Genomic DNA, 20,987 nt, shown 5'->3' on the forward strand with positions numbered 1-20,987 from the left:
GCAACGTTGACAATATATTTACACAAAGCTAATCTGTGTGTGGTTGGCACCCTTTTCAGGAGGCTGAAGATGGACGAAAGGGAAGCGACGTTCGCACCGGGTCTGGAGGGTGTGGTCGCGGCGAAGACGCGGCTGAGCAGTGTGGATGGGGAGAGAGGGGAGCTCGTGATCTCGGGGTTCCCGGTCGAGGAGCTGGCGGGCCGGGCGTCCTTCGAGGAGGTGCTCTATCTGCTGTGGAACGACGAGCTGCCCGATGCGAAGCGGCTGATGGAACTAAGGCGTGGGCTGGCGGCGCGGCGCACGCTCCCGCGGGCCGCGCTGGAGGTGTTGCGGGAGGCAGCGAGAGAGAAGTCGCCGGCGATGGAGGCCCTGCTGATGGCCTGCAGCACGCTGAGCCTGGATGTACCGAAGGGTGACCTCCGGGAGTCGGCGCTCGCCCTCGTGGCCCGCTTCCCGGTGATCGTCGCCGCCTACTGGCGGCTGCGGCTCGGCGAGGAGCCGGTCGAGCCGGACCCGGAGCTCGGACACGCCGCCAACTACCTCTACATGCTCTCCGGCGAGGAGCCCGAGGAAGAGCAGGCCCGGGCGCTGGAGACCTACCTCAACACCGCGGTGGACCACGGGCTCAACGCCTCCACGTTCACAGCGCGCGTCATAGTCTCCACCCGCTCGGATCTCGTCTCCGCCGTCACCGGGGCGGTCGGGGCGCTCAAGGGGCCGCTGCACGGCGGCGCGCCCGGACCGGCGCTGGACATGGTCTTCGAGGTCGGGGAGAAAGAGAGAGCCGAAGGGTATCTGCGCGAGAAACTCGAGCGCGGGGAGAGGCTCATGGGCTTCGGGCACCGCGTCTACAGGGTCCGTGACCCGCGGGCGGACGTGCTCGCCTCCGCCGCGAAGCGGCTGTACGCCACGGAGGCAGACACAGAGCTCTACGAGCTGGCGATGCACGTCGAGAATGTGGCCCTCAGGCTCCTGGAAGAGTACAAGCCCGGGCGCAGCCTCAAGACAAACGTCGAGTTCTACACCGCTCTACTGCTGCACGGGCTCGGGATGCCCTCGGAGCTCTTCGCTCCCACCTTCGCCGTGAGTCGGGTGGCGGGATGGACGGCGCACTGCCTCGAGCAGCTCGAGTCCGGACGCATCGTCCGGCCGCAGTCGGAGTATGTCGGGGTGAAGGACAGACGCTGGGTGCCGCTCGAAGAGCGGCAAGGAGCCGCCTAAAACCGCAGTCGACGGATCCCGGCCCCGCCACGAAGCGGGCGCACGCACAGTGTGGCCTTCGGCATGTTCGCCCTCCGGCGGACAAAAAACAACCCCCGGAAACACAGTCCCGGGGGCCGTACCCTTTCGAGTCTCGCGAGGTATCCCGTTGTCGGCACGCCGCCTGCAACTACCGAAGAGGCGGGGTGACCCAGGGTTCCCGCGGGATTTCGGGGAGCTAGGTCAGTGCCACCTCTCCCAGAAGATACCCGCGACTGCTACTCGGTGCGTCTATCTGGATCACCTCCTTTCCGTGCCGCCAACTGGGAGGAAGTGTACTACCCCGTCCCGTGAGGGGCAAGGGTGGGTTTTCAGATCCTCCCCTCAAGACGGCGGCGCAGCAGGTCGAACGCACCGCTGGCGCTGCGCTCCCGGATCGCTTCCCGCGAGCGGCTCCAGGCGGTGAGGTTGAGTTTCTCCGCGCGGGTGCCCCCGGCGTCGGCGAGGCCGACCCACACCAGACCGACCGGTTTCTCGGGCGTGCCGCCCTCCGGGCCGGCGATGCCCGTGACGGAGAGGCCGTAGTCGGAGTCCGCGAGCCTCCTCACGCCCTCGGCCATCGCCCGGGCCACCTCCTCGCTCACGGCGCCGTACCGGACGAGCAACTCGCGGGGGACGCCGAGCAGGCGTTCCTTGGCCTCGTTCGAGTAGGTCACGAGGCCCTCCTTGAAGTAGCGCGAGGATCCGGGTATGTCCGTGAGGCGCTTGGCGAGGAGCCCCCCGGTGCAGCTCTCGGCCAGAGCGAGGGTCCTGCCCTTCTCGGTGAGGAGCCTGCCCACGACGCTCTCCAGGGTCTCCTCGTCCTCCCCGAAGTAGTAGCGCCCGAGTCGGGAGAGGATCTCGCGTGCGACCGGCTCTATCTGCCTCTCCGCCTCCTCGGGGGTGGCGGCGCGGGCTGTGATCCGCAGCCTCACCTTGCCCTGCCCGGCGAGCGGGGCGACGGTGGGGTTCTCGGCGTCGAGCAGATCCTGCACCCGCTCGGCGAGCGCCGACTCCCCGAGCCCGACGAACCACAGCGTCCTGGAGACTATAGCGCCCTCGCTGCGCTCCCGGATCAGGGGTACCAGCGTCTCCTCGAACATCCCGCGCATCTCCTGCGGGACGCCGGGGAGCGTGGCGAAGAGCGTACCGTCGCTCTCGAGCAGCGCGCCCATCGCGGTCCCGAGCGGGTTCGGGATGAGGGTGGTACCTTCGGGGAAGAGCGCCTGCTTGTAGTTGGAGGGCGAGGGCTTGCGCCCGAACTCCCGGAACTTGCGCTCGACGTGCTCGCGGGCCTCGGCGTACTCGACCATCCTTCGTCCCGTGGCGCGCGCCAGCGCCTCGTTGGTGAGGTCGTCCGAGGTAGGCCCGAGCCCGCCGGTGGTGATCACGAGGTCCGCCCGCGAGGCCGCCTCCTGCAGGGCGGCCGCGATGCGTTCGAGGTTGTCCCCTACGGTCGTGTGACGGTAGATCCCGACGCCGAGCGCCGCGAGCCGGCGGCTGATCCAGGCGGTGTTAGTGTCGACCAACTCCCCGAGGAGCATCTCGGTACCGATCGCGAGAACCTCGGCGCTGTCAATGGTCTCTCTCTCGTGCATGCGCTCCTATTCTACAATCCTTCGCATGGCTAAGGACATGACACCGCAGGAGGCTGAGGAGTTCGTCCGCCCGCTGCTCTCCGAGAAACGCTACGCCCACACGCTGCGGGTGGCGCGCACGGCGGAGGAGCTGGCGTACCGGCACGGCATCGACCCCGCGCGGGCGCGCCTCGCCGGGCTGCTGCACGACGCCGCCCGCGACATGGGCGGAGCCGAGCTCCTGAGGCTGGCCGGGGAGTGGAAACTCCCCGTGGACGGTTGGGAGAAGGAGAACCCCAAGCTCCTGCACGGCCCGGTCGCCGCCGAGATGGCCCGCCGCAGGCTCGGGCTCACCGACGAGGAGGTGTTGGACGCCATCCGGGTGCACACCACCGGCGCGGCGGGGATGGGCCCGCTCGCGCTCGCCCTGTACGTCGCCGACAAGATAGAGCCCGGACGCGACTATCCGAGCGTGGGCCGGCTCAGAAAGCTCGCGGAGGGAGACCTCGCCGCTGCCGCCGCCGAGTCGCTGCGCACCGCCATCTCTTACAACGAGAAGCGCGGCAGGCGGACCCATCCCGCGAGCGTCGAAGCCCTGCGCTGGTTAGAGAGGGAGGCCGGGGGCGTAGAGGAGCCATAGCCCCAAAGCGGCCAGAAGCGCGACCGCGACCGCGACAACGGCCTCGGCGAGGCCGCCGGATCTGATCCCCCCCGGCAGGAGCCGGAAGGGGCGTCCCAACGGCCAGAGAAGCGGCACCCCGCGGGTGTTGAGCGCGTCGGCGAAGACGTGCGAGGCGTAGCCGGCGACGAGCGCCGCGGCGAGCTCCGAATGTCCCCCGAAGAAGTAGCTCACCACGATCCCGAAGACCACGAGCCCGAAGAGCGAATGGGTGAGCGTGCGGTGGCCGACGGTGTGAACGAGGGTGAACGATACCAACCTCAGCGCCCAGCTCACCGGGCGCGTGAGCGCATCGAGCAGCGGGCTCTTCCTCCGGCTGAGGCCGTTGCCGAGGGTGCTGCGGGGGTTGTCCAAATCCGGCAGCCAGGCCGCCACCACCGCCGCAGGATAGACGTAGAGCGGTGGATCGAACCCCGCCACCAGCGCCGCGCCCGCGAGCGCCGCAACCCCGAACACGGCGTGGGTGCCGGCCTTCATCCCCCGAGCAGCGAGCGGTAGATCTCTTCGATCTCCGAGGCGATCTGGGGCCAGTCGTAGCGGCGGGCCGTGATGAGCCCCTCTGCTGCGAGCCGCGCGCGGAGCTCCGGGTCGCGCAAAAGCCGCACCAGCTCCCGCGCCAGCGCCCGCGGGTCGCCCGGCGGCACGAGGATGCCGTCCCGGCCGCGTGTGATCACCGAGTCGTAACCCGGGATGTCGCTCGCGAGCACCGGGAGCCCGGCGGCGAGCGCCTCGATCAGGACGACCCCGAAGGACTCCGAGCGGATCGAAGGTGCGCACAGCACGCTCGCCGCGTGCATCGCCCCGACGAGCTCCCTCTCGTCGAGCATCCCCCGCACCCTCACGCTCGAGAGCAACCTCTTCGGGATCTTCACGTCCTCTGGGCGGCTGCCCACGATCTCCAGGTGCGCACCCGGCACCTCGTCGAGCACCTCCTCGAACGCCCGCAGGAGCACCGGAAGGCCCTTGCGCGCCTCCGGGCGCCCGACGAAGAGCACCCGGTCCGGGTCTCGCCTCGGGGAGGCGGGAGGTGCGAAGCGCCTCGTATCCACCCCGTTCGGGACGATCCTGTACTCCCCGGGGAAATATCTGGAGGCCGTCCTCGCCGCCGCCGGGGAGACCGCCACCCTCACCTTCACTATCCTGCCGGCCCGGTCCATCGGATCCGCCGCCCGTTTGACGGTCCGGAAGGCGCGGTAATAAACGCCCCTCTCGGGGTAGTTCGCGTGGAAGGTCCCGACGACGGGGATACGATAGGCCTCGGCCGCGGCGAGCGCGGCCCAAGAGACGACGGGCACGAACGGCTCGTGGACGTGCATCACGTCCGGCATCTGACGCCGCACTGCCCTCCGCACCGCACCCCACGCCGACGGCGAGAACGCCAGGTTCGCGAGCGAGCCGTTCATCGGGATCGGCACCGATCTCCCCACCGGCTCGACCCGCGGGGGCAGCGGTCCGTGCCGCCCGAGCTTCGGGTGCAAAAGGCGGGTGCGCACGTCGAGGGGGTCGTTCGGCGCCATCACGCACACACGGTGTCCCCTGCGCTCCATCTGGGTGGCGAGCGCGTCCACGTGCTCGAGCACCCCTCCGGGGAAAGACCAGGAGTACGGAGAGACCAGGCAGATCCTCACCCGAACACCCTCTCCAGACGCCCGCCTATCCTGCGCCAGTGCGAGCCGTACCAGAAGACACGCCCGCACCCGCGGCAGGCGTAGAACCGCCGCTGCTCGCGCCTCACCCCGGGCGGGATGCGCCCGGCCACGGTTTCGGCGGAGACCTCCGTGAGATCCCCGCCGCACTCCATGCACCGCGGCGCGCGGCGTTCGAGGGAAAAGGAGCGTACGACCAGGGCGAGCTGCTCCTCGACCGGCAGGTTCTGCGGGATGCGTACGAAGCGCAACCGCCCCTCGCGCACGGGCTTCCGCTCGAGGAAATCCGCGTCGCTGCTCAAGAGCACCCTTCCCTCCGAGAGCGCCTTCTCCGCGAGGTGACGATCGGAAGTATCGGTCCCCTCCCTCGCGTAGTACGCGTCGTATCCGGCCGCCCGGAGCCACTTCGCCAGGGAGCCGAGCATCGCGTCACAGAGGAACCTCACCTCATCCCCGATGATCCGAACCCTCCCTCGCCGCGCCCGTCGGTCGAGGCGCCCAGCTCTTCGACCTCGACGAAGGAGACCTCGGGGACCCTCACCACGACGAGCTGGGCGATCCTCATCCCGGCCTCCAGGCGAAAGCCCTCGGCGGGGTCGTGGTTGATCAGGGGCACCTTTATCTCCCCGCGGTAGCCGGAGTCTATGAGGCCCGGCGCGTTGACCAGCGAGATACCGTGCCGGGCGGCGAGCCCGCTGCGCGGCAGCACGAGCCCGGCGTACCCGGTAGGGATCGCCACGCAGATCCCGGTGCGCACCAGGACCCGGCCTCCGGGCGGGAGCTCCGCCGCCTCGAGCGCCCTGAGATCGTAGCCGGCGTCACCGGCGTGGGCCCGGGCGGGAGGTGAGGCATCGGGCACCACCCTCCTGAATTCGATCCGCGGCACGCTCACCCTCGCGCGCTGGATCTCGGACACGACGTCTCCCTCGGGGGAACACACTCAAGCAGGTTCATACGGAAGAGCATGTTAGCACGGAGCGGGCTTATCGAACCACGCCGGCAGATGCTATGCTTAGCGCCATGGAGAGAGCGAGAGAAGGCAGGTACCTGGTAACCTCGGCGCTCCCCTACGCCAACGGGGCGCTGCACGTCGGTCAGATCGTCGGGGCGTACCTCCCGGCGGACATCTTCGTGCGATACCTGAGGATGCGCGGTGAAGACGTACTCTACATCTGCGGCACCGACGAGCACGGCGTCCCGATCACGCTCACCGCCGAGCGCGAGGGCAAGAGCCCGAGGCAGGTCGTCGACTACTGGTACGCGCACATGAAAGAGACCTTCTCCCGCTTCAGGATCAGCTTCGACAACTTCTCCCGCACCTCGACCCCGCTGCACGCGAAGAACACCCAGGACTTCTACCGGAAGCTCAAGAGCGGCGGCTACATCTCCCAGGCGGCATCCAGGCAGATGTACAGCCCGACCGAGGGACGCTTCCTGCCGGACCGCTACGTCGAGGGGACCTGTCCGGTCTGCGGCTACCGGGAGGCCAGAGGCGACCAGTGCGACAACTGCGGCAGCTGGTACGAGGCGTACGAGCTCATAGAGCCGCACTCCAAGATCACCGGCGGCCCGGTCGAGGTCCGGGAGACGACCCACCTCTACTTCGAGCTGCCGAAGTTCTCGCAGAGGCTCAGGGAGTGGGTCGAAAGCCAGGAGCACTGGCGCGAGTCGGTGAAGAACTTCATCCTCAGCATGATCGAGGGCGGCCTCGAGCGCCGGCCGATCACGCGGGACATCTCGTGGGGTGTGCCGGTTCCGGAGCCGGGTTTCGAGGACAAGCGCTTCTACGTCTGGTTCGACGCCCCGATAGGCTACGTCTCCTCCACCCAGGAGTGGGCCGAGCGGGTGGGCGAGCCCGACCGCTGGCGCGAGTACTGGCAGGAGCCGGACACGAAGCTCATCCACTTCATCGGCAAGGACAACACGGTCTTCCACACGACGATGTGGCCCGCGATGCTGATGGGCGCCTCGGAGGGCGGCCCGGAGGAGTGGGTCCTCCCCTACGACGTCCCGGCGAACGAGTTCATGAACCTCGAGGTCGTCGTCGACGGCGAGCGGCGGGCGGTTCAGATGTCGACGAGCCGCAACCTCGCCGTCTGGCTGCACGAGGCGCTCGACCGCTTCCCCGCAGATCCGCTGCGCTTCTACCTGGCCTCCACCCTCCCGGAGACCGGGGACGTGAACTTCTCCTGGCACGACTTCCAGGAGCGGGTCAACTCGGACCTCATCGGAACTTTGGGCAACTACGTAAACCGCACGCTCTCGTTCACCGAGCGCTACTTCGGCGGGGAGCTGAAGCGGCCGCCGAAGATGCCGCCCGAGGCGCTCGAGGCGCTGGAGGACTTCCGGCGGATCGAGGCCCGCTACGAGGAGAGGATGCTCGCCCGCCGCCCCCGGGAAGCCTTCGCCGAGCTGCTGGCGCTCGGCCGGCGAGCGAACCGCTTCTTCGACGCCGAGGCTCCCTGGCGCACCCGCAAGGAGGACCCGGAACGCGCACGGACCACGCTGTACGCCTGCTGCGTGCTGCTGGGGTCCATCGCCTACCACGCCGCCCCGTACGTGCCGGATGCGATAGAACGCCTGGAGGGGTTCTTCACGGGGCCTGTGGAGCGCGCACTCGACCTCGAGCTCCCGGAGAGATATCGCTCCTCGGGGGCCGAGCCCCTCTTCCGGCGGATCGAGGACGAAGAGGTCGCCGAGGCGGAGGCCCGGCTGCTCGAGGCGCTCGGAGCCTGAGCCGGGCTTTCGGCGCCTGACTAAAGCCTTCTCCATTTTCCGCCGATCAAACAGGTATGCGAGGGACCGCGCTGGCAGAGAGTCGGCCCGCCGGGGAGGGAAGAGCGGCCGGAGGAGGCCCCTGGATCGAGACCTGGACGCTCTTCCTCCTCGTCTTCGGAGCCCAGTTCGCATTCGGGATGTGGATGGATGGCCGGGGTTTCCTGTGGGGAGACGCGCTCGATCGCGCCACGAGCGCGCTCGTGGCGCTTTACAGCACCGACCCGCACCTCGCCGCGATAGGCTTCGTCTGGATGCCCCTTCCGACCCTGCTGGAGATCGCCTTAACATCCACCTACGTCCTGTGGCCGCAGGTGGTCTCGAGCGGCTTCGCCTCGACGTTCATCACGGCACTCGCGGGAGGGGTGACGGCGGTTCTGCTCCTGAAGGTCTCCAGGAGGTTCGGAGTCTCCCCGGTGGTCGGGTGGGCTTTCGCACTTCTGGTGTGCACGAACCCGATGCTCTTTCTCTTCTACACCAACGGGATGAGCGAGGGGGTGGCGGCGCCGTTCCTGATCGGGGCGACGGCGGGCATCACCCTCTTCTGGTACACCGGCCGGCGCAGCTACGTGGCGATGGCCTCGCTCGCGCTCGCCTTCGGGTTCGCCTCGATCTACCAGGCGGTGCCGTACGGAGGATCGCTCTTCGCAGCACTCGTCCTGGGGGTGCTCTTCGGTTCGGAGTCGAAGAGGTCCGCCCCGCAGGGAGCGTGGAGAGCGATAGAGGGTCTCGGGATACTCTTCCTGGTTCCGAGCGTCTACGTCGGCATCCTGTGGATCGGGGCCAACTGGGTAATCATGGGCGATCCGCTCTACTTCGCCCACAGCCAGTACTCCAACCAGGGAGTGGTCGCCTCATACGAAGGCGCGAGGCTCGCCGCCGGGGCCACGGGAGATCTCGGGGCCACCCTACGTTACGTCGGGGAGCGCACGGCTCCTTTTCTCATCCCAACGGCCTTCCTGCTGGCGGCTCGCATACTCGATGGAAGAGCCCGGGAAGTGAACACGATCTCGCTGGTCCTGCTCAACCTCGGCGTGCCGCTGGGCCTGATGGTGCCCCAGCTCTACGCCGGCAGCTCCTTCGGCTGGCTGCGCTACTTCATGTACCCCCTCTTCGCCGCCGCCGGCTGGGGTCTCTACGAGGTGGCGAAGAGCCGCAGGAAGCGCCTGGCGACGGTCTTCGTGCTCGGAGGGTGGGCGTTCGCTTTCCCGGTGGTCCTCTGGGCCATGGCCAACCCGTCGCTGGGCCAGGACGAGCACTACGAGGTGCGCGCCCTGGTGAGCGGTCAGGACGCCTCGGAGACGGGGTTCACGAACTACCTCGCGGACGCCGCTCCGGTCGTACGCTACCTCGAGGAGAAGGTGATGCCCGAGGGCCACGTCGTAGCCGCGGACGCGACGCAGGGCTGGCCCATCGCGGCACAGATGCCCCCCAGGTACCTGTCGAACCTTCTCATGCTCACCCCCGACAGGAGGTTCCTGCAGGCGGTGCGAGCTCCGCAGAAGTACCACGTCTCGTACCTGCTCGTGCCCGACCCGAAGAAATACCCGAACGACCTGATAAACACGACCTATCCCAGGCTGTGGGAAGGGAAGGAGCCGGGGTTCAGGCTGGCCGCGAAGTTCCCCAGAACAATGCAGGGGTGGCGTCTCTACCGGCTCGCGCGGTAGGTCAGGACCCTACTGGCTCCCCTGCGAGGCCCCCGATTGCTCTTCGAAGTGCAGTCCGTGCTCGGTCTTCTGCCAGTAGGAGGGGCGAACGATCAGCTCGTAGAGCGCCATGTACCCCGCGACGCTCATCAGCAGCCAGTACAGCGGGATCAAGAGCGTGTACGGCGCGAGATCGTCGTTGCCTCGTCCAACGGCACCGATGAGCCCGAGGAAGACGAAGAAGAAGTTACCGACGAAGAGGCTCGCGAGCGCCAGGTAGTAGACCGGCCCGGGGAAGAGCATCGGGATCCAGCCGGGGCGCAAGAGCAGCCAGAGGACCAGGAGCAACCAGAAAACCGGTGAGACTATGACGGTGTAGATGAGCCCTCCGACGGTGGCCAGGAAGTGCAGGGTGTTCTTCAGCCCGATCTCCCGCCACAACCGCAGCGGATGGCGGGTGTGGACGAGGAAGGTCTGCATGTAGCCTTTGATCCACCGCGAACGCTGCCGGATCCAGTTCTTGAGCCGGCTGTTCGCCTCCTCGTAGGTGGTAGAGTCTAGCATCCTAGTGGTCCTGCCCATGCGCGCGAGCCTCAAACCCAGATCGGCATCCTCGGTGACGTTGTACGGGTCCCAGCTCATCGACTGTTTGAGCACCTCGGCGCGGAAGTGGTTGGAGGTCCCACCGAGCGGGATCGGGGCCCCCAGACGGTGCAATCCGGGCAGGAACATGTCGAACCAGGCCGAGTACTCGAGGGAGAACCAGCGCGTGAGCAGGTTCTGGCGAGGGTTGTAGTAGTTGAGCTTGGCCTGGATGCAGGCGACCTCCTCGCCGGAGTGCCGGAACCCCCAGACCGCGCCCTTGAGCTGGTGGGGATCGGGCTGATCCTCGGCGTCGTAGATCGTGATGAGCTCTCCCCGCGCGTAGAGCAACCCGTAGAGCATGGCCTTGGGCTTGGTGCGGGGCTCCCCGGGAGGTACCTTGAGCACCCTGAGCCACCCAGGCCTGCCGACCTTCTTGGCAGGTGATCCCCCCGGAGCTTCCGGGACCGGGAGAGACCTGAGCCAGCCTGGTTTGCCGACTTCTTCGACGGCCGCGAGCGTCTGATCGTCGTCCTCTTCGACGAGGAGGATGCCGTCGAGTTTGTGCTTCGGGTAGTCCAGTCTGGAGAGTGCATCGAAGAGGGCCCTCATCGTGGAGGGCTTCTCCTTGTAGACGGGGAGAAGCAGCGTATAGACGGGCAACTCGCGCTCGTCGAGGCTCTGCAGCTCCTCTCGCGAGGGGCGTATGGCCGACCCCGCGCGCCAGCCCTGCCAGGCGGTATACATCCGGTAGGTCCCGTAAGCAACGTAAAGGAGGGTGCCCACCGCCACGAGCACGACGGCGGTCATCACGGGAGCGACGAAGATGGCGCCGGCGGCGAGCACGAGCAACGCGATCCCCACGACGATCTGGAAGGCCGAAAGCCGGTTCCCGAAAGCCGAGAAGTGCGGGACCTCCTCGAGCAACCCGGTGACGACGGCTTCGACGTCGTCCTCCGCGTACAGGGAGCTGGAGAGCGCGGCTACGGTCTCGGCGTCGGCTATCCGGGGCTCGACCGATCGACCAAGGTACTCCTGGATCGCCTCGACCGCCTCCGGAGAGGGGTCGGCGAAGACGACGGGGACGGCTTCCCCGCCGGGGTTCTCGAGGGCGACAGCCTGCCACCGTCGGGCCAGATCCGCCGGGAGCAGCGGCTGTGGGGTCTCCGAAGGGCCGGCCGCCGAGAGCCCCAGCCTCCGGGCGAGGACGCTCGAGAGCGTGGGCGCATCCACGGCGTCGTGGGCCAGAAGGATCTCCCCGAGCCGTCCACCGCTGCGCGCCTGTTCGTCCAGGGCGAGGAGCAGGTCCTCCTCCGTGATCACACCTTCGTCCAGCAGCAGCCTCCCCAGCCTCCGGAACCGCATCTTCTCTTCTTCGTGGACGGGGAAAGCGGTTCCGAGAGCGGCGTCTATCTCCCGGGCCGGCGCGATCCGCACCGGGCGTCCGGCGAGGTCGCCGTCTGGCAAAGGCCCGAAGGGGTCCGCGATGGCTACTTCTCCACCGACCAGTGGAGCCCAGCGACGGGCTTTGAAGACCTCCGGTTCGCGGGCGCGGATGGCACCGATGTCCAGATGCTCGGCCCGCAGGGGGAACTCGAGCGGTGGGATACCGGTCGCCTCCGAGAGCACGGAGACGACCTGCTCGGGACCGAGATCCTCGAGCACCAGCCAGAAAGGGTAGCCGAGCTTGAGTCGCCGCCTCGCCCGCTCGGGGTCCGGGACCACCCCTCGTTCGATGAGATCTTCCAGCAGCTCCGTGGTTCTGGCGTTCATGGGATCAGACGCTCCACCCATCTTCGGCCTCTGTCCCGATTATTCGGAAGCACTCTCCAAAACTTTAGGCGACCTCCGAACCGGTCGGAACCGCTGCATCACCGCTGGAGCTCTCCATCAGGCTTTTCTGTAGGGCGTGGAGACGGTGTGGCTCCCGTCGGGGAGCTCCGAGATCTCGTAGTCGCCGAAGAGGATCGGGTCGGAGATCACGAGGCACAGGAAGAGCCTGACGGCGAGGGCCCGGATCTCGCTCTCGGCGTGAGCGTCGGCGCGCATCTCGATGATGTGGCGCAGCGCACGAACGTTGCCGGTGAAGATCATCGGCGCCTCGGTCTCGTTCGGCAGAAGCGAGCGGGCGGTCTGCTGCACTTTCTTGCGGGCGTCGGTCCTGTAGTCCGCGGAGAGCGCGGCGTCGCCTTTGCTCTGCAACCCGATCAGCCTCCCCGCCAGCTCCTCGTACTCCCGCCGCGCCCGGTCTATCCTCTCCTCGAAGAGGCGGTGCAGCTCGTCGTCCTGGCGGTATTCGGGCCTCTCGACGAAGCGCAGGACGTTACCTGAGACGTAACGCTGGCTCACCTGCGAGAAGCCGACGCCGGCCCTGTGCCTGACTAGCTCGTGTGTCGTGCTGCGGCTGATACCGTAGAGGAGGAAGCTGAAGCTGGCGTGCTCAAGAACGGAGCCGTGCCCGGAGGAGACGAGCCGCTCGAAGTAGCCGACGGCGTTCTCGTTCTTCGTGCGCCGGGGCCCGAAGGACATGTAGCAGATCTGTCCGGCGCTCTTGCAGAGCTGGGAGGAGTCGGGGAGTCGCGTGGGATCGCGGACGTACTGCGTGAAACCCAACCCGGCATCGAACCCCTCCAGGAACCCCGCAAGCCCCTCCAGGTTCGTTTGGGGCCTGGCGACCATCACGACGCCCGGCGCGCGCAGGTAGGGTGTCCCGGAGGCGGTCCTGAATACCGGGGAGTGGATGGCGGGATATCCGGAGAGGATCTCTCCGCCGAGCTCCCTGAATATCTCCGCCGCGTGTTCTTTCACCTCCAACACCAGGCCCCCTTCTCCGCTCGTACGACCGAGAGGAAAGGGTACCCACAGGAGCACGCCGGCACAAGTGCTCGTCCTCAGACAGCTTCGGAGAGCAGCGCCTGACGCAGCAACCCGGCGTGCCGGCCGGTCCTGATGGTTCGCAGGGCCTTTATCTCGACCTGCCGGGCTCGCTCCTGGGAGATGCCGAGCCGCTCGGAGATCTCGCGCAGCGTGAGGGGTCTGCCTTCCCCACCCAGCCCGTGGCGCATCCGGAGGATGCGTGCCTCCCGCTCCGGAAGAGACTCTATGGCCTCGGCCAGAGCCTCCTCCCACCCGGCGGCCTCGACCCGATCGTAGTCGGTGTGGCTGCTCTCGTCGGGCAGCAGCTCGCCCATCTCCGCCCCGTCTTCGGACATCCTGACGTTGACGCTGCTTATGGGCTGGCCGACCTCCCGCAGCCTGCGGGCCTCGGCCGGTTCCACCCCGAGACGTTCGGAGAGCTCCTCGTCCGTCGGCTCACGCCCGAGCTCGACGCTCAGGGCCGCTTCGACGCGGCGCAGCCGGAAGAGGGAATCGACCACGTGCGCCGGCAACCGCACGGTGCGGCCGTGGTCGGCGATGGAGCGGGTTATGGCCTGCCGGATCCACCACGTCGCGTAGGTGGAGAAGCGGTTTCCCATCTCGGGGTCGAAACGCTCCACCGCCTTTATGAGGCCGGAGTTTCCCTCCTGGATGAGGTCCTCGAAGGGGACCCCCCTCCCGCGATACTTCTTGGCGATGGAGATGACGAGCCGGAGGTTGGACTCTACGAGCCTGCGCCTCGCCGCCGGGTCGCCGGAGCGTGCCCGGCGGGCGAGCTCGCGCTCCTGTCGGGCGTCGAGGAGCTCGTGGTCCTGGATGCTGGCCAGATACTGCGTGAGCGTGTCGTAGGATTCCACCTCTCCTCCCTTCAGGCCGCCGGATGACGCCCGCCGTCGACGCGCGCCCCCGCGTGGGTGACGAAGCTTTGCAGTACGCGCTCGTCGAGGCTGGAGGTCACCCACCACTCGCGCCCGCAGGTTCCACAGCGTAATGCGAGCTTTCTTCGCTCTTCCTTCAGGACGACGCTCTCTTTGAGAGACCGCAGACAGCACGCCGGGAGATCCTTTATGTAGATCTCCTCCCGCGGCCTCCCGACCGGAGCGAGAACGGTGTCCGGACGCAACGCCCTTCTTCTGGGTCTCTTCATAACTCTGATACCTCCTCGTCGAAAGGAAACTCAGGCTGCCCCCCGGCGCTCTCCGAACTCCACGAAGCCACAGCCTTCGGGCTCGGCGGGGATGGGAATCCCCCACCGGGCCCCGCACGCAGGGCACTCGAACCCTTCCTCACGCGTGCGGGCGGCCTCTTCCCGGCAGCAGGAGGGAAGGTCCTCCTGGTAGCGGACCTCACCCTCCTCCGCCCACACCGAGACCCACGCCCGCCCCATCTACGCGGCCCTCCCGGAGAGGCGGCTTATCCACTCGGAGGCCTCCTCGCGGGTGAGCTCGGAGACGCGCTTCCCGACCATCTCCTCGAACTTCGGAACCCCGTCCTCGACCACGTCGGAGATGAGAGCCTCCAGATAGTTGAGCTGCTTGCGGGTCGCCGGAAGCTCCGCACGCCCCTCGTCACGCTGCCCCCGCTGCTGCAGGGCCTGCTCCACCGCCTCCTCCCCCTCGCTGAGCTCCTCGAAGGCCGTGACGCCGACGTTGATCGCATCCCGGAGAGCCCGCGCCTTCGCCCGGGTCTCGGCCATCCGGATCAGATGCGGCGCGATCGCCCGGCTCACGTTCTCAGGGCTGGCATCGCCTATCCCGCTGAAGCGCCCGTCCTCGGTCCTCACCACCGCCCGTACGATCGCCAGATGGCCGTTCTCCGCACTCGGCGCCTGAAGCAACTCCGTCTCGATGCTCCTGAGACCCCGCGAGTGCGCCTCGTCCAGAAGCCCGGCGTACAGCACGTACCTGCGGCCCCCGCGCTCGATCATGTGCTCCTCTCTCACCTTCGCACCTCCTCTCTATTATCCTCACTGAATCTGGTGAGACTGAAGTCAAATAGAGACACTAAGCTATCCCTTCGTAGGTGTACTGACGTCCTCCAGGGGCCGCGGTCTCGACGCGCCGGCGGATGAGGCCGAGCCGGGCGAGCCTGGCGGCGCGGTTGTTGCAGGCGGTGTGGTTGATCCCGAGCCGGGCGGCGAGCGCGGCGTTGGTGATCGGCCCGCCGGCGTAGATGGCTTTGAGGGTCTCCACGAGGTGGTCCGGGAGAGAGCCCACGAGGTCCGGATTCGCCCCGGGATCTTCCACCCTGAGAAGAGCGAGAGAGCGCTGCCTGAGCGAGGCCTCGACGTTCTCCAGCAGGTCACGGTCCCTCTCGATCAGCACCACCCGCCGCTCTCCGTACTCCCCCGCCGCGACCCGCGAGATGAGGATCCCGATCGCCTCGTCGGCGAAGGAGTAGTCCATCATCTCCACCCCACGGGTGTCCACGTAGAGCGTCTGCCCGTCGGGCATCTCGCCGAGCACACGTTCGATCGCCTCGCGCACCTCGCGGCCCGCGCGCCGGGTGACCATCAGCCGCCCCCCGGCCTCCGCCACGTCGAAGACGCGCCGCGCCCGGCCCTCATCCACTGATCCCGTCCTCACTGTACTCAGTGAAATCATTTGAGAGTATTGTACCCGCCGGGTGGCCGTAAAGCAAGGGTGAAATGGTGTGGATCATCCTCTACGCCCGTCCCCGGTGGCGAGGCGGGGGAGGGAGACGCGGACGAAGGTACCGGGAAAGTCGGGGACGTTGCGGGAGTTTCTGCGGCTCTCGTAGACGGTCACGCGTCCGGTGCCGCTGCGCAGCGAGAGGGAACCGCCGGAGCGGGTGGCGATCTGGGCGACCAGGGTGAGGCCGCCGCCGCGGCCGACCTCTCCGGTCCCCGAGACGCCCATCTCGAGCGCGTGGCGCAGGGCGTCGTTGTCGGTGACGACGTGCTCCGCCAGGGCGGGGTTGCGCAGGAGCGTCCTGCGGATGCCGACGCCGCCGTCGGCGATGGCTATGAGGACCTCCTCCCCCCTGCGGCGGGCGCCGCTTACGATGTGCTGGTAGGCCTGCACTGCGGCGAAGGCCCCGCAGGGGGAGGCGCTGTGTTCGGTGGCGTTCGAGCAGACCTCGGAGAGGACCGAGCAGACCGCGACCCGCTCGCGCAGCAGGTAACCCCGGTTCTCGAGGATGTCCGAGATCCTCTGGATGATGGCGGGGATCTCCTCCTCGGTGTGGAAGCTGACCAGCTCCTGCAGGGTTCCGGGATCCCGCCTCCTTCGCTCCTCGAGTGGGGAGAGGTCGAGGTTGACCCGCACCCGCTCACCGAAGAGCCTGAAGAAGTTCATCCTCTCCAGGTAGGCGGCGACGTCCCGTCCCGAGAGCGCGAGCCCCACCTCCTCCGAGCTCTCGAGCAGCTTCTCCAGGAGCACGGCGAGCCCGCACAGCCCGGCGGGTTCGACGAACTCCACGCTCCTCAGGTCGAGCACCGTGGGTCCGCCATCGAGCCTGGCGGCGGCTGAGAAGGCGGGGTCGAGGCTCCCGAGGGTGAGCACCCCGCTCATCGCGCCCCTTCTGCGGACGTCGAGGTTTATCTGCGTGATCACCGCCATGTTATTGTAATCGCTTCTGCGGGCAGCGCCGGTAGTAGAATCTCTCGCGTGCTCCGCCGTTGCCGACTGGAAGCGAGCCCGCAGGTGGCGATGAAGGACAGGCCGGTGAGCATCAGGGTGACCGGCCTGAAACCCCGCGGCAGGGTCACGCTGCGCGCGCGGACGAGAGACGAGCGCGGGAGAGGATGGAGCTCGTGGGCCTGCTTCGAGGCGGACGGGCGGGGAGAGGTGGACCTGCGAGAGGCGCGTCCGCTCTCGGGCACCTATCGGGAACCAGATCCGATGGGGCTCTTCTGGTCGATGCTCCCGGAGGGCTCGCGCAGACCCGAGGGGGTAAGGTTCGTCTGGCATACCCTCGCGCCGATCACGGTCCGCCTCACCGTAGAAGAAGACGGGTGGCCGCTGGCGAGCACGTCCTTGAGGAGGCTCGCCATCCCGGAAGACGGCAGCGTGGTACGCGAGGAGGTCACGGAGGAAGGTCTCGTCGGCACCTTCTTCCATCCCGTACGGGAAGAGCCCGCGCCGGCGGTTCTCATCCTGGGCGGGGTGGGCGGTACGGTCGGGGAGGACAGGGCCGCGCTGCTGGCCTCGCACGGTTTCGCGGCCCTCGCGCTCGCCTACTACAGGAACGGGACGCTGCCCCGGGCGCTCGTCGAGATCCCGCTCGAGTACTGCGAGCGGGCGCTCTCCTGGCTGGAGAGCCACCCGGCCGTCTCCCCGGGACGGACGGGGGTGCTCGGGATCTCCAAGGGCGGGGAGCTCGCGCTGCTGCTCGGGGCGACCTACGGCGAGAGGATTCGCGCGGTCGTGGGTTATGTCCCGAGCTCCGTGGTCTGGCCCGGCATCTACCTGAGGTGGCACCCGAGGCAGGCGCTCCGCTCCTCGTGGACGCTGGGCGGGGAGCCGCTGCCGTTCGTGGAGATACACTTCAGCCTCAGGGAGATCTCCGAGCTGTTTCTGCGGGCGCTGAAGCAGAGAGGATTCGCCCCGCGCTTCGTGCAGGAGAGGCCGCTCGAGGACGAGAGGGCCGTCTCGAACGGCGCGATCCCGGTGGAGAGGATAGCGGGTCCGGTCCTGCTCATCTCCGGCACCGACGACAGGCTGGTGCCCTCGAACCGGCTGGCCGATCTGGCGATCGCCCGCATGGAGTCCCGGGGACATCCCTTCCGTCACGAGCACCTGTGCTACGAGGGGGCGGGGCACTCCATAGGCGTTCCGTACCTGCCCGCGGTTACGAACAGGACGGGACCGCTGCTGCACGGGGGCAGCATGGAGGCGAACGCCCGGGCCAGCGCGGATTCCTGGCCGAAGGTCATAAGGTTCCTCGAGGAGAGCCTCGGAGAAGGATAGATTTCAGGTGCCCTCTCTACGCCGCTCGTAGAAGAGCTCGGTGTAGCGGCGGTTGTCGAAGCGGCTGATCAGGGCGCCATCCCCCACCTCGCGGAAGCCGCACTTCTCGAAGACCCGCTGCATGCGGTGGTTGTGCGCGAGCGTGGATCCCCGCACCACCCTGAGCCCGAGCTCGTTGAACGCGTACTCCACGAGGAGCCTGACGGCCTCGCTCGCATACCCCTTCCCGCGCTCGGTTTTGGGGCCTATCTTGATGCCGAGGTCGCACCCGCCGTTCCTGAAGTCGTACAGGGTGGCCATCCCCACAGGCTCCCCGCCCGCCTCGATGATGAAGGTCCTGACCCCCGGCTCCCGCCAGCGGGCGAGATAGTCCCTGCGCGCGGCCTCCAGCGAGATCGAGAGCGGCGGACGCCCGTTCCAGGCCGCGAGCTCGGGGTCACGATCCCACTCGTAGACGACCTCCACGTCCGAGGGACGCGGGGGACGCAGCAGCACCGAGCTACCTTCCAGCTCCTTCAGCTCTTCAGCGTGTATGGCAGTCCTTCCCTCCGAGATGAGATCCTACAGCCAACTAGTATAAAGCCCACACAGAAAAAGGGCCGGTCTTCACAAAAGGGATAACCCTCTTCCGGCCCTTAGCGTGCTCCTGGTGAGCCGCTGTATGTACCGTTGATTATATACTCTATGTCCGCTCCGCACAACCTTCCCGCCGCAGAGCACCCCGTGATATAATGCTCCCCGTCTGAGGGCCGCTAGCTCAATTGGCAGAGCAAGAGACTCTTAATCTCTAGGTTCCAGGTTCGAGTCCTGGGCGGCTCACAGGAGGCAGAGCCCCCGGCATGAACCGGGGGTCCCGTTTTTTCACCCCAGGGCCTTTTTCAGGAGCCCGATGATCCTCGCCTCTTCGGCGGCGGACAACTCCTTCAGCGCGAACGATACCGGCCACATCACGCCATCGTCGAGCTTCGCCGCATCGCTGAAACCGAGTGTGGCGTACCGCGTCTTGAACTTCTGCGCGCTCTGGAAGAAGCAAAGTACCCTGCCGTCCCTGGCGTAGGCGGGCATCCCGTACCAGGTTCTGGGCGTGAGCTCCGGGGCGTTCTGCGTGACGATCTCATGGAGACGTTCGGCCATGGTCCTGTCGGGTTCGGACATCTCGGAGATCCTGGCCAGCACGGCGCGTTCGCCCTCCTCCCGGCTCTTCCTGGCGCGTTCTTCGGCCTTGCGCTCCCGGGCGCGCTCCCTCATCGCGGCCCGCTCCTCGGCCGTGAATCCTCCGGGGTTCTTCGCGCTCATCGCTTCCTCCTCAGTGGTTCTTCCACACCGGCCGGCGTGGAAGAGTACACTCGTGACCCGGTCTCCCGCGCCGTCGCGGTTCTTCGCGTCGCGTGACCGCGATCTCTTGATCCCCACCCGCGCACAAACCACCCGACATGCACGGATGATACGCCAGAGCCTGGACAGGCACACCACCGAATCATGGAGACGGGCCGCCCAGAGAGATCGGTCTCAGCCGTCCCCTTCGGACGGGACGAGCGCCACGGCTCTCGCCCAAGCCCCGCTCCCCCGCTCGACCCTGACCGGAAAGCACACCAGCGTCGCCCCCACCGGCGGGAGCCTCTCCAGGTTGGCGAGCTTCTCGATCTGGCAGTACTCGCGCTCCATCCCGGCGAAGTGCGCCGGCCACAGCAGCGAGGGATCACGTCTCTCCCTCCACTCCGCACCGATCATGGGGTAGGGTCTGTCCAGGCTCCAGGCGTCGGTCCCGATGAGCCGCACGCCCCTCCCCACCAGGGAGAGCACCGCCTCCCTCCCCAGACCGCACCCGCGCCAGAAGAACTCCTCCTCTCCCCAGTGCTCGCCGGCGCCCGTGCGCAGGAGGACGACGTCCCCGGGCGAGGGGGTGTGTCCGATCCCTTCCAGCCGCTCCTCGAGCTCCTCCGCCGGGATCAGGCACCCGTCGGGAAGGTCTGAGACGTCGATTACGACCGCGGGCCCGACGAACCACGACAGCGGCACCTCGTCTATGGTCCTCGCGCGCCTGCCCTCCGAAACGGGGGCGTAGTGGAAGGGCGCGTCGACGTGCGTCGCGGCGTGGGTGGAGGCCTCCACGATCTCCCCGGCGAAGCCGAGCCCGGAAGGCAGGGCGCTCTCCGGTATCCCGAACATCTGCCGCCAGAGCTCCGCCCCCTCCTCGTGGGTGATGCGGCGCAGCCGCGGGGGCGCAGGCTCACCAGGCGTCGGCCCCAGCGGTCTGCTCAGGTCTATCAGGCGGACGCGCCCGCCCGGGAGCAAGACCTCCCCATGCTCCATTCGATCCCTCCTCTCTTCCCGCCGTTCCGCGAAATCACCGCTCCCGGGTTAGGATACCGGCATGCTGCCAGACGCTCACGGCTCGTCCCTGTTGCTCGTCCTGGATCTCGCCGGCACCTTCGCCTTCGGCCTCAGCGGTGGGCTGGCCGGGGTGCGCGCCCGCCTGGACCTCTACGGCGTCGTCGTGCTCGCGGGCGTCGTGGGGCTCGCGGGGGGTATAACCCGCGACATCCTCCTCGGCGCGCTGCCCCCCGCAACCTTCAGCGACTGGCGCTACCTGGCGGTAGCGGCCCTCGCCGGGCTCACGACCTTCTTCTTCCACCGCACGATAGAACGCTTCTACCGGCCGGTCGCCGTCTTCGACGCCGCGGGGCTCTCGCTCTTCTGCGTCACCGGGGCGGCTAAAGCCCTCGAGTTCAACGTGGGGGCCGTTCAGGCGGTTCTGCTCGGCGTCGTCACCGCGACCGGGGGAGGGATGCTCAGGGACGTCCTGGTTCGCGAGATCCCGACGGTGTTGCGCAGCGAGCTGTACGCGGTGCCGGCCCTGATCGGGGCGTCGATCACGGTGGCGGGCTCCAGGCTCGGGTACGACCCGACGGCCGCATCGCTCTTCGCAGCGGCGGCCTGCTTTCTCATCCGGCTGGCGAGCCTTCGCTTCGGCATCGGGCTCCCGACTCCCCCGGACGGTCGCGGCAAACCTGGGGAGTGAGCGCCGGAAT

22 protein-coding genes and 1 tRNA gene are annotated in these 20,987 nt (G+C 67.9%); 7 read left to right on the forward strand and 16 right to left on the reverse strand.

Going from position 1 to position 20,987, the window contains the following annotated elements; translation table 11 throughout:
- Positions 1–69 precede the first annotated feature (69 nt).
- Positions 70–1,221 (forward strand): citrate synthase/methylcitrate synthase, encoded by a 1,152-nt coding sequence (locus AC6EKW_RS09300; RefSeq protein WP_273887629.1) that lies wholly within the window; start codon positions 70–72, stop codon positions 1,219–1,221.
- A gap of 350 nt (positions 1,222–1,571) precedes the next feature.
- Here AC6EKW_RS09300 and AC6EKW_RS09305 read toward each other — a convergent pair whose 3' ends face one another.
- Positions 1,572–2,837 (reverse strand): competence/damage-inducible protein A, encoded by a 1,266-nt coding sequence (locus tag AC6EKW_RS09305; RefSeq protein ID WP_273887630.1) that lies wholly within the window; start codon positions 2,835–2,837, stop codon positions 1,572–1,574.
- A 25-nt stretch (positions 2,838–2,862) separates the two neighbouring features.
- Here AC6EKW_RS09305 and yqeK point away from each other — a divergent pair, with 25 nt between their 5' ends.
- Positions 2,863–3,456: a bis(5'-nucleosyl)-tetraphosphatase (symmetrical) YqeK gene (gene yqeK, locus AC6EKW_RS09310; RefSeq protein WP_273887631.1), complete on the forward strand. Its 594-nt coding sequence runs from the start codon at positions 2,863–2,865 to the stop codon at positions 3,454–3,456.
- On the opposite strand, the gene AC6EKW_RS09315 is transcribed toward yqeK, so the two are convergent.
- Genes AC6EKW_RS09315 through dut form a run of 4 tightly spaced genes read right to left on the reverse strand, consistent with a single transcriptional unit; the run spans position 3,421 to position 6,048 of the window.
- Positions 3,421–3,972: a metal-dependent hydrolase gene (locus AC6EKW_RS09315; RefSeq protein WP_273887632.1), complete on the reverse strand. Its 552-nt coding sequence runs from the start codon at positions 3,970–3,972 to the stop codon at positions 3,421–3,423. The two genes, yqeK and AC6EKW_RS09315, sit on opposite strands and share 36 nt — an antisense overlap.
- Positions 3,969–5,123, reverse strand: a complete 1,155-nt coding sequence (locus AC6EKW_RS09320; RefSeq protein WP_273887634.1) for a glycosyltransferase family 4 protein — start codon at positions 5,121–5,123, stop codon at positions 3,969–3,971. The genes AC6EKW_RS09315 and AC6EKW_RS09320 overlap by 4 nt, the downstream gene beginning before the upstream one ends.
- Positions 5,120–5,587, reverse strand: a complete 468-nt coding sequence (locus AC6EKW_RS09325; protein WP_273842523.1) for a DUF5615 family PIN-like protein — start codon at positions 5,585–5,587, stop codon at positions 5,120–5,122. Before AC6EKW_RS09325 ends, AC6EKW_RS09320 begins: the two co-directional genes overlap by 4 nt.
- A complete protein-coding gene (gene dut, locus AC6EKW_RS09330; RefSeq protein WP_420542040.1) occupies positions 5,584–6,048 on the reverse strand; it encodes a dUTP diphosphatase in 465 nt (154 codons plus the stop codon). Before dut ends, AC6EKW_RS09325 begins: the two co-directional genes overlap by 4 nt.
- 113 nt (positions 6,049–6,161) lie before the next feature.
- Here dut and metG point away from each other — a divergent pair, with 113 nt between their 5' ends.
- Positions 6,162–7,877: a methionine--tRNA ligase gene (metG, locus tag AC6EKW_RS09335; RefSeq protein ID WP_273887640.1), complete on the forward strand. Its 1,716-nt coding sequence runs from the start codon at positions 6,162–6,164 to the stop codon at positions 7,875–7,877.
- A 56-nt stretch (positions 7,878–7,933) separates the two neighbouring features.
- Positions 7,934–9,586: a glycosyltransferase family protein gene (locus AC6EKW_RS09340; RefSeq protein WP_273887641.1), complete on the forward strand. Its 1,653-nt coding sequence runs from the start codon at positions 7,934–7,936 to the stop codon at positions 9,584–9,586.
- Between the two features lie 9 nt (positions 9,587–9,595).
- Here the strand turns inward: AC6EKW_RS09340 and AC6EKW_RS09345 are convergent, their stop codons facing one another.
- From AC6EKW_RS09345 to AC6EKW_RS09380, 8 genes are all read right to left on the reverse strand, one after another.
- Positions 9,596–11,941 (reverse strand): glycosyltransferase family 2 protein, encoded by a 2,346-nt coding sequence (locus AC6EKW_RS09345; RefSeq protein ID WP_273887643.1) that lies wholly within the window; start codon positions 11,939–11,941, stop codon positions 9,596–9,598.
- 96 nt (positions 11,942–12,037) lie between these two features.
- A complete protein-coding gene (thyX, locus tag AC6EKW_RS09350) occupies positions 12,038–12,955 on the reverse strand; it encodes an FAD-dependent thymidylate synthase (RefSeq protein WP_273887787.1) in 918 nt (305 codons plus the stop codon).
- An 83-nt stretch (positions 12,956–13,038) separates the two neighbouring features.
- Entirely contained in the window at positions 13,039–13,881 is an 843-nt protein-coding gene (locus AC6EKW_RS09355; protein ID WP_273887645.1) for a sigma-70 family RNA polymerase sigma factor, read from the reverse strand.
- A gap of 11 nt (positions 13,882–13,892) precedes the next feature.
- The gene (locus AC6EKW_RS09360) at positions 13,893–14,171 is read right to left on the reverse strand and encodes a hypothetical protein (protein WP_273887646.1); all 279 of its coding nucleotides are present in this window, start codon (positions 14,169–14,171) and stop codon (positions 13,893–13,895) included.
- A 30-nt stretch (positions 14,172–14,201) separates the two neighbouring features.
- Positions 14,202–14,411 (reverse strand): hypothetical protein, encoded by a 210-nt coding sequence (locus tag AC6EKW_RS09365; protein WP_273887647.1) that lies wholly within the window; start codon positions 14,409–14,411, stop codon positions 14,202–14,204.
- Positions 14,412–14,966: a hypothetical protein gene (locus AC6EKW_RS09370; RefSeq protein ID WP_273842514.1), complete on the reverse strand. Its 555-nt coding sequence runs from the start codon at positions 14,964–14,966 to the stop codon at positions 14,412–14,414.
- A 61-nt stretch (positions 14,967–15,027) separates the two neighbouring features.
- The gene (locus AC6EKW_RS09375; RefSeq protein ID WP_273887648.1) at positions 15,028–15,594 is read right to left on the reverse strand and encodes a winged helix-turn-helix transcriptional regulator; all 567 of its coding nucleotides are present in this window, start codon (positions 15,592–15,594) and stop codon (positions 15,028–15,030) included.
- 87 nt (positions 15,595–15,681) lie between these two features.
- Positions 15,682–16,605, reverse strand: a complete 924-nt coding sequence (locus tag AC6EKW_RS09380) for an ATP-binding protein (protein ID WP_273887649.1) — start codon at positions 16,603–16,605, stop codon at positions 15,682–15,684.
- Positions 16,606–16,653: 48 nt separating this feature from the next.
- Here AC6EKW_RS09380 and AC6EKW_RS09385 point away from each other — a divergent pair, with 48 nt between their 5' ends.
- Positions 16,654–17,955 carry an acyl-CoA thioesterase/bile acid-CoA:amino acid N-acyltransferase family protein gene (locus AC6EKW_RS09385; RefSeq protein WP_273887650.1) on the forward strand — a complete coding sequence of 434 codons (1,302 nt, stop codon included), beginning with the start codon at positions 16,654–16,656 and terminating at the stop codon, positions 17,953–17,955.
- Between the two features lie 3 nt (positions 17,956–17,958).
- Here the strand turns inward: AC6EKW_RS09385 and AC6EKW_RS09390 are convergent, their stop codons facing one another.
- Positions 17,959–18,450, reverse strand: a complete 492-nt coding sequence (locus AC6EKW_RS09390) for a GNAT family N-acetyltransferase (RefSeq protein ID WP_273887651.1) — start codon at positions 18,448–18,450, stop codon at positions 17,959–17,961.
- Positions 18,451–18,701: 251 nt separating this feature from the next.
- Here AC6EKW_RS09390 and AC6EKW_RS09395 point away from each other — a divergent pair.
- Positions 18,702–18,774, forward strand: a tRNA-Lys gene (locus AC6EKW_RS09395).
- A gap of 42 nt (positions 18,775–18,816) precedes the next feature.
- Here AC6EKW_RS09395 and AC6EKW_RS09400 read toward each other — a convergent pair.
- Together AC6EKW_RS09400 and AC6EKW_RS09405 are read right to left on the reverse strand one after the other, a co-directional pair.
- A complete protein-coding gene (locus AC6EKW_RS09400) occupies positions 18,817–19,251 on the reverse strand; it encodes an iron chaperone (protein WP_273887653.1) in 435 nt (144 codons plus the stop codon).
- A 213-nt stretch (positions 19,252–19,464) separates the two neighbouring features.
- On the reverse strand, positions 19,465–20,268 hold the full coding sequence (locus AC6EKW_RS09405) for a cyclase family protein (protein WP_273887654.1): 804 nt from the start codon (positions 20,266–20,268) through the stop codon (positions 19,465–19,467).
- A gap of 61 nt (positions 20,269–20,329) precedes the next feature.
- Between AC6EKW_RS09405 and AC6EKW_RS09410 the strand changes: the two genes are divergently transcribed.
- The gene (locus AC6EKW_RS09410) at positions 20,330–20,977 is read left to right on the forward strand and encodes a trimeric intracellular cation channel family protein (RefSeq protein ID WP_273887655.1); all 648 of its coding nucleotides are present in this window, start codon (positions 20,330–20,332) and stop codon (positions 20,975–20,977) included.
- The last annotated feature ends 10 nt before the right edge of the window (positions 20,978–20,987 follow it).

The organism is Rubrobacter sp. M3-4 (genome assembly GCF_059772285.1).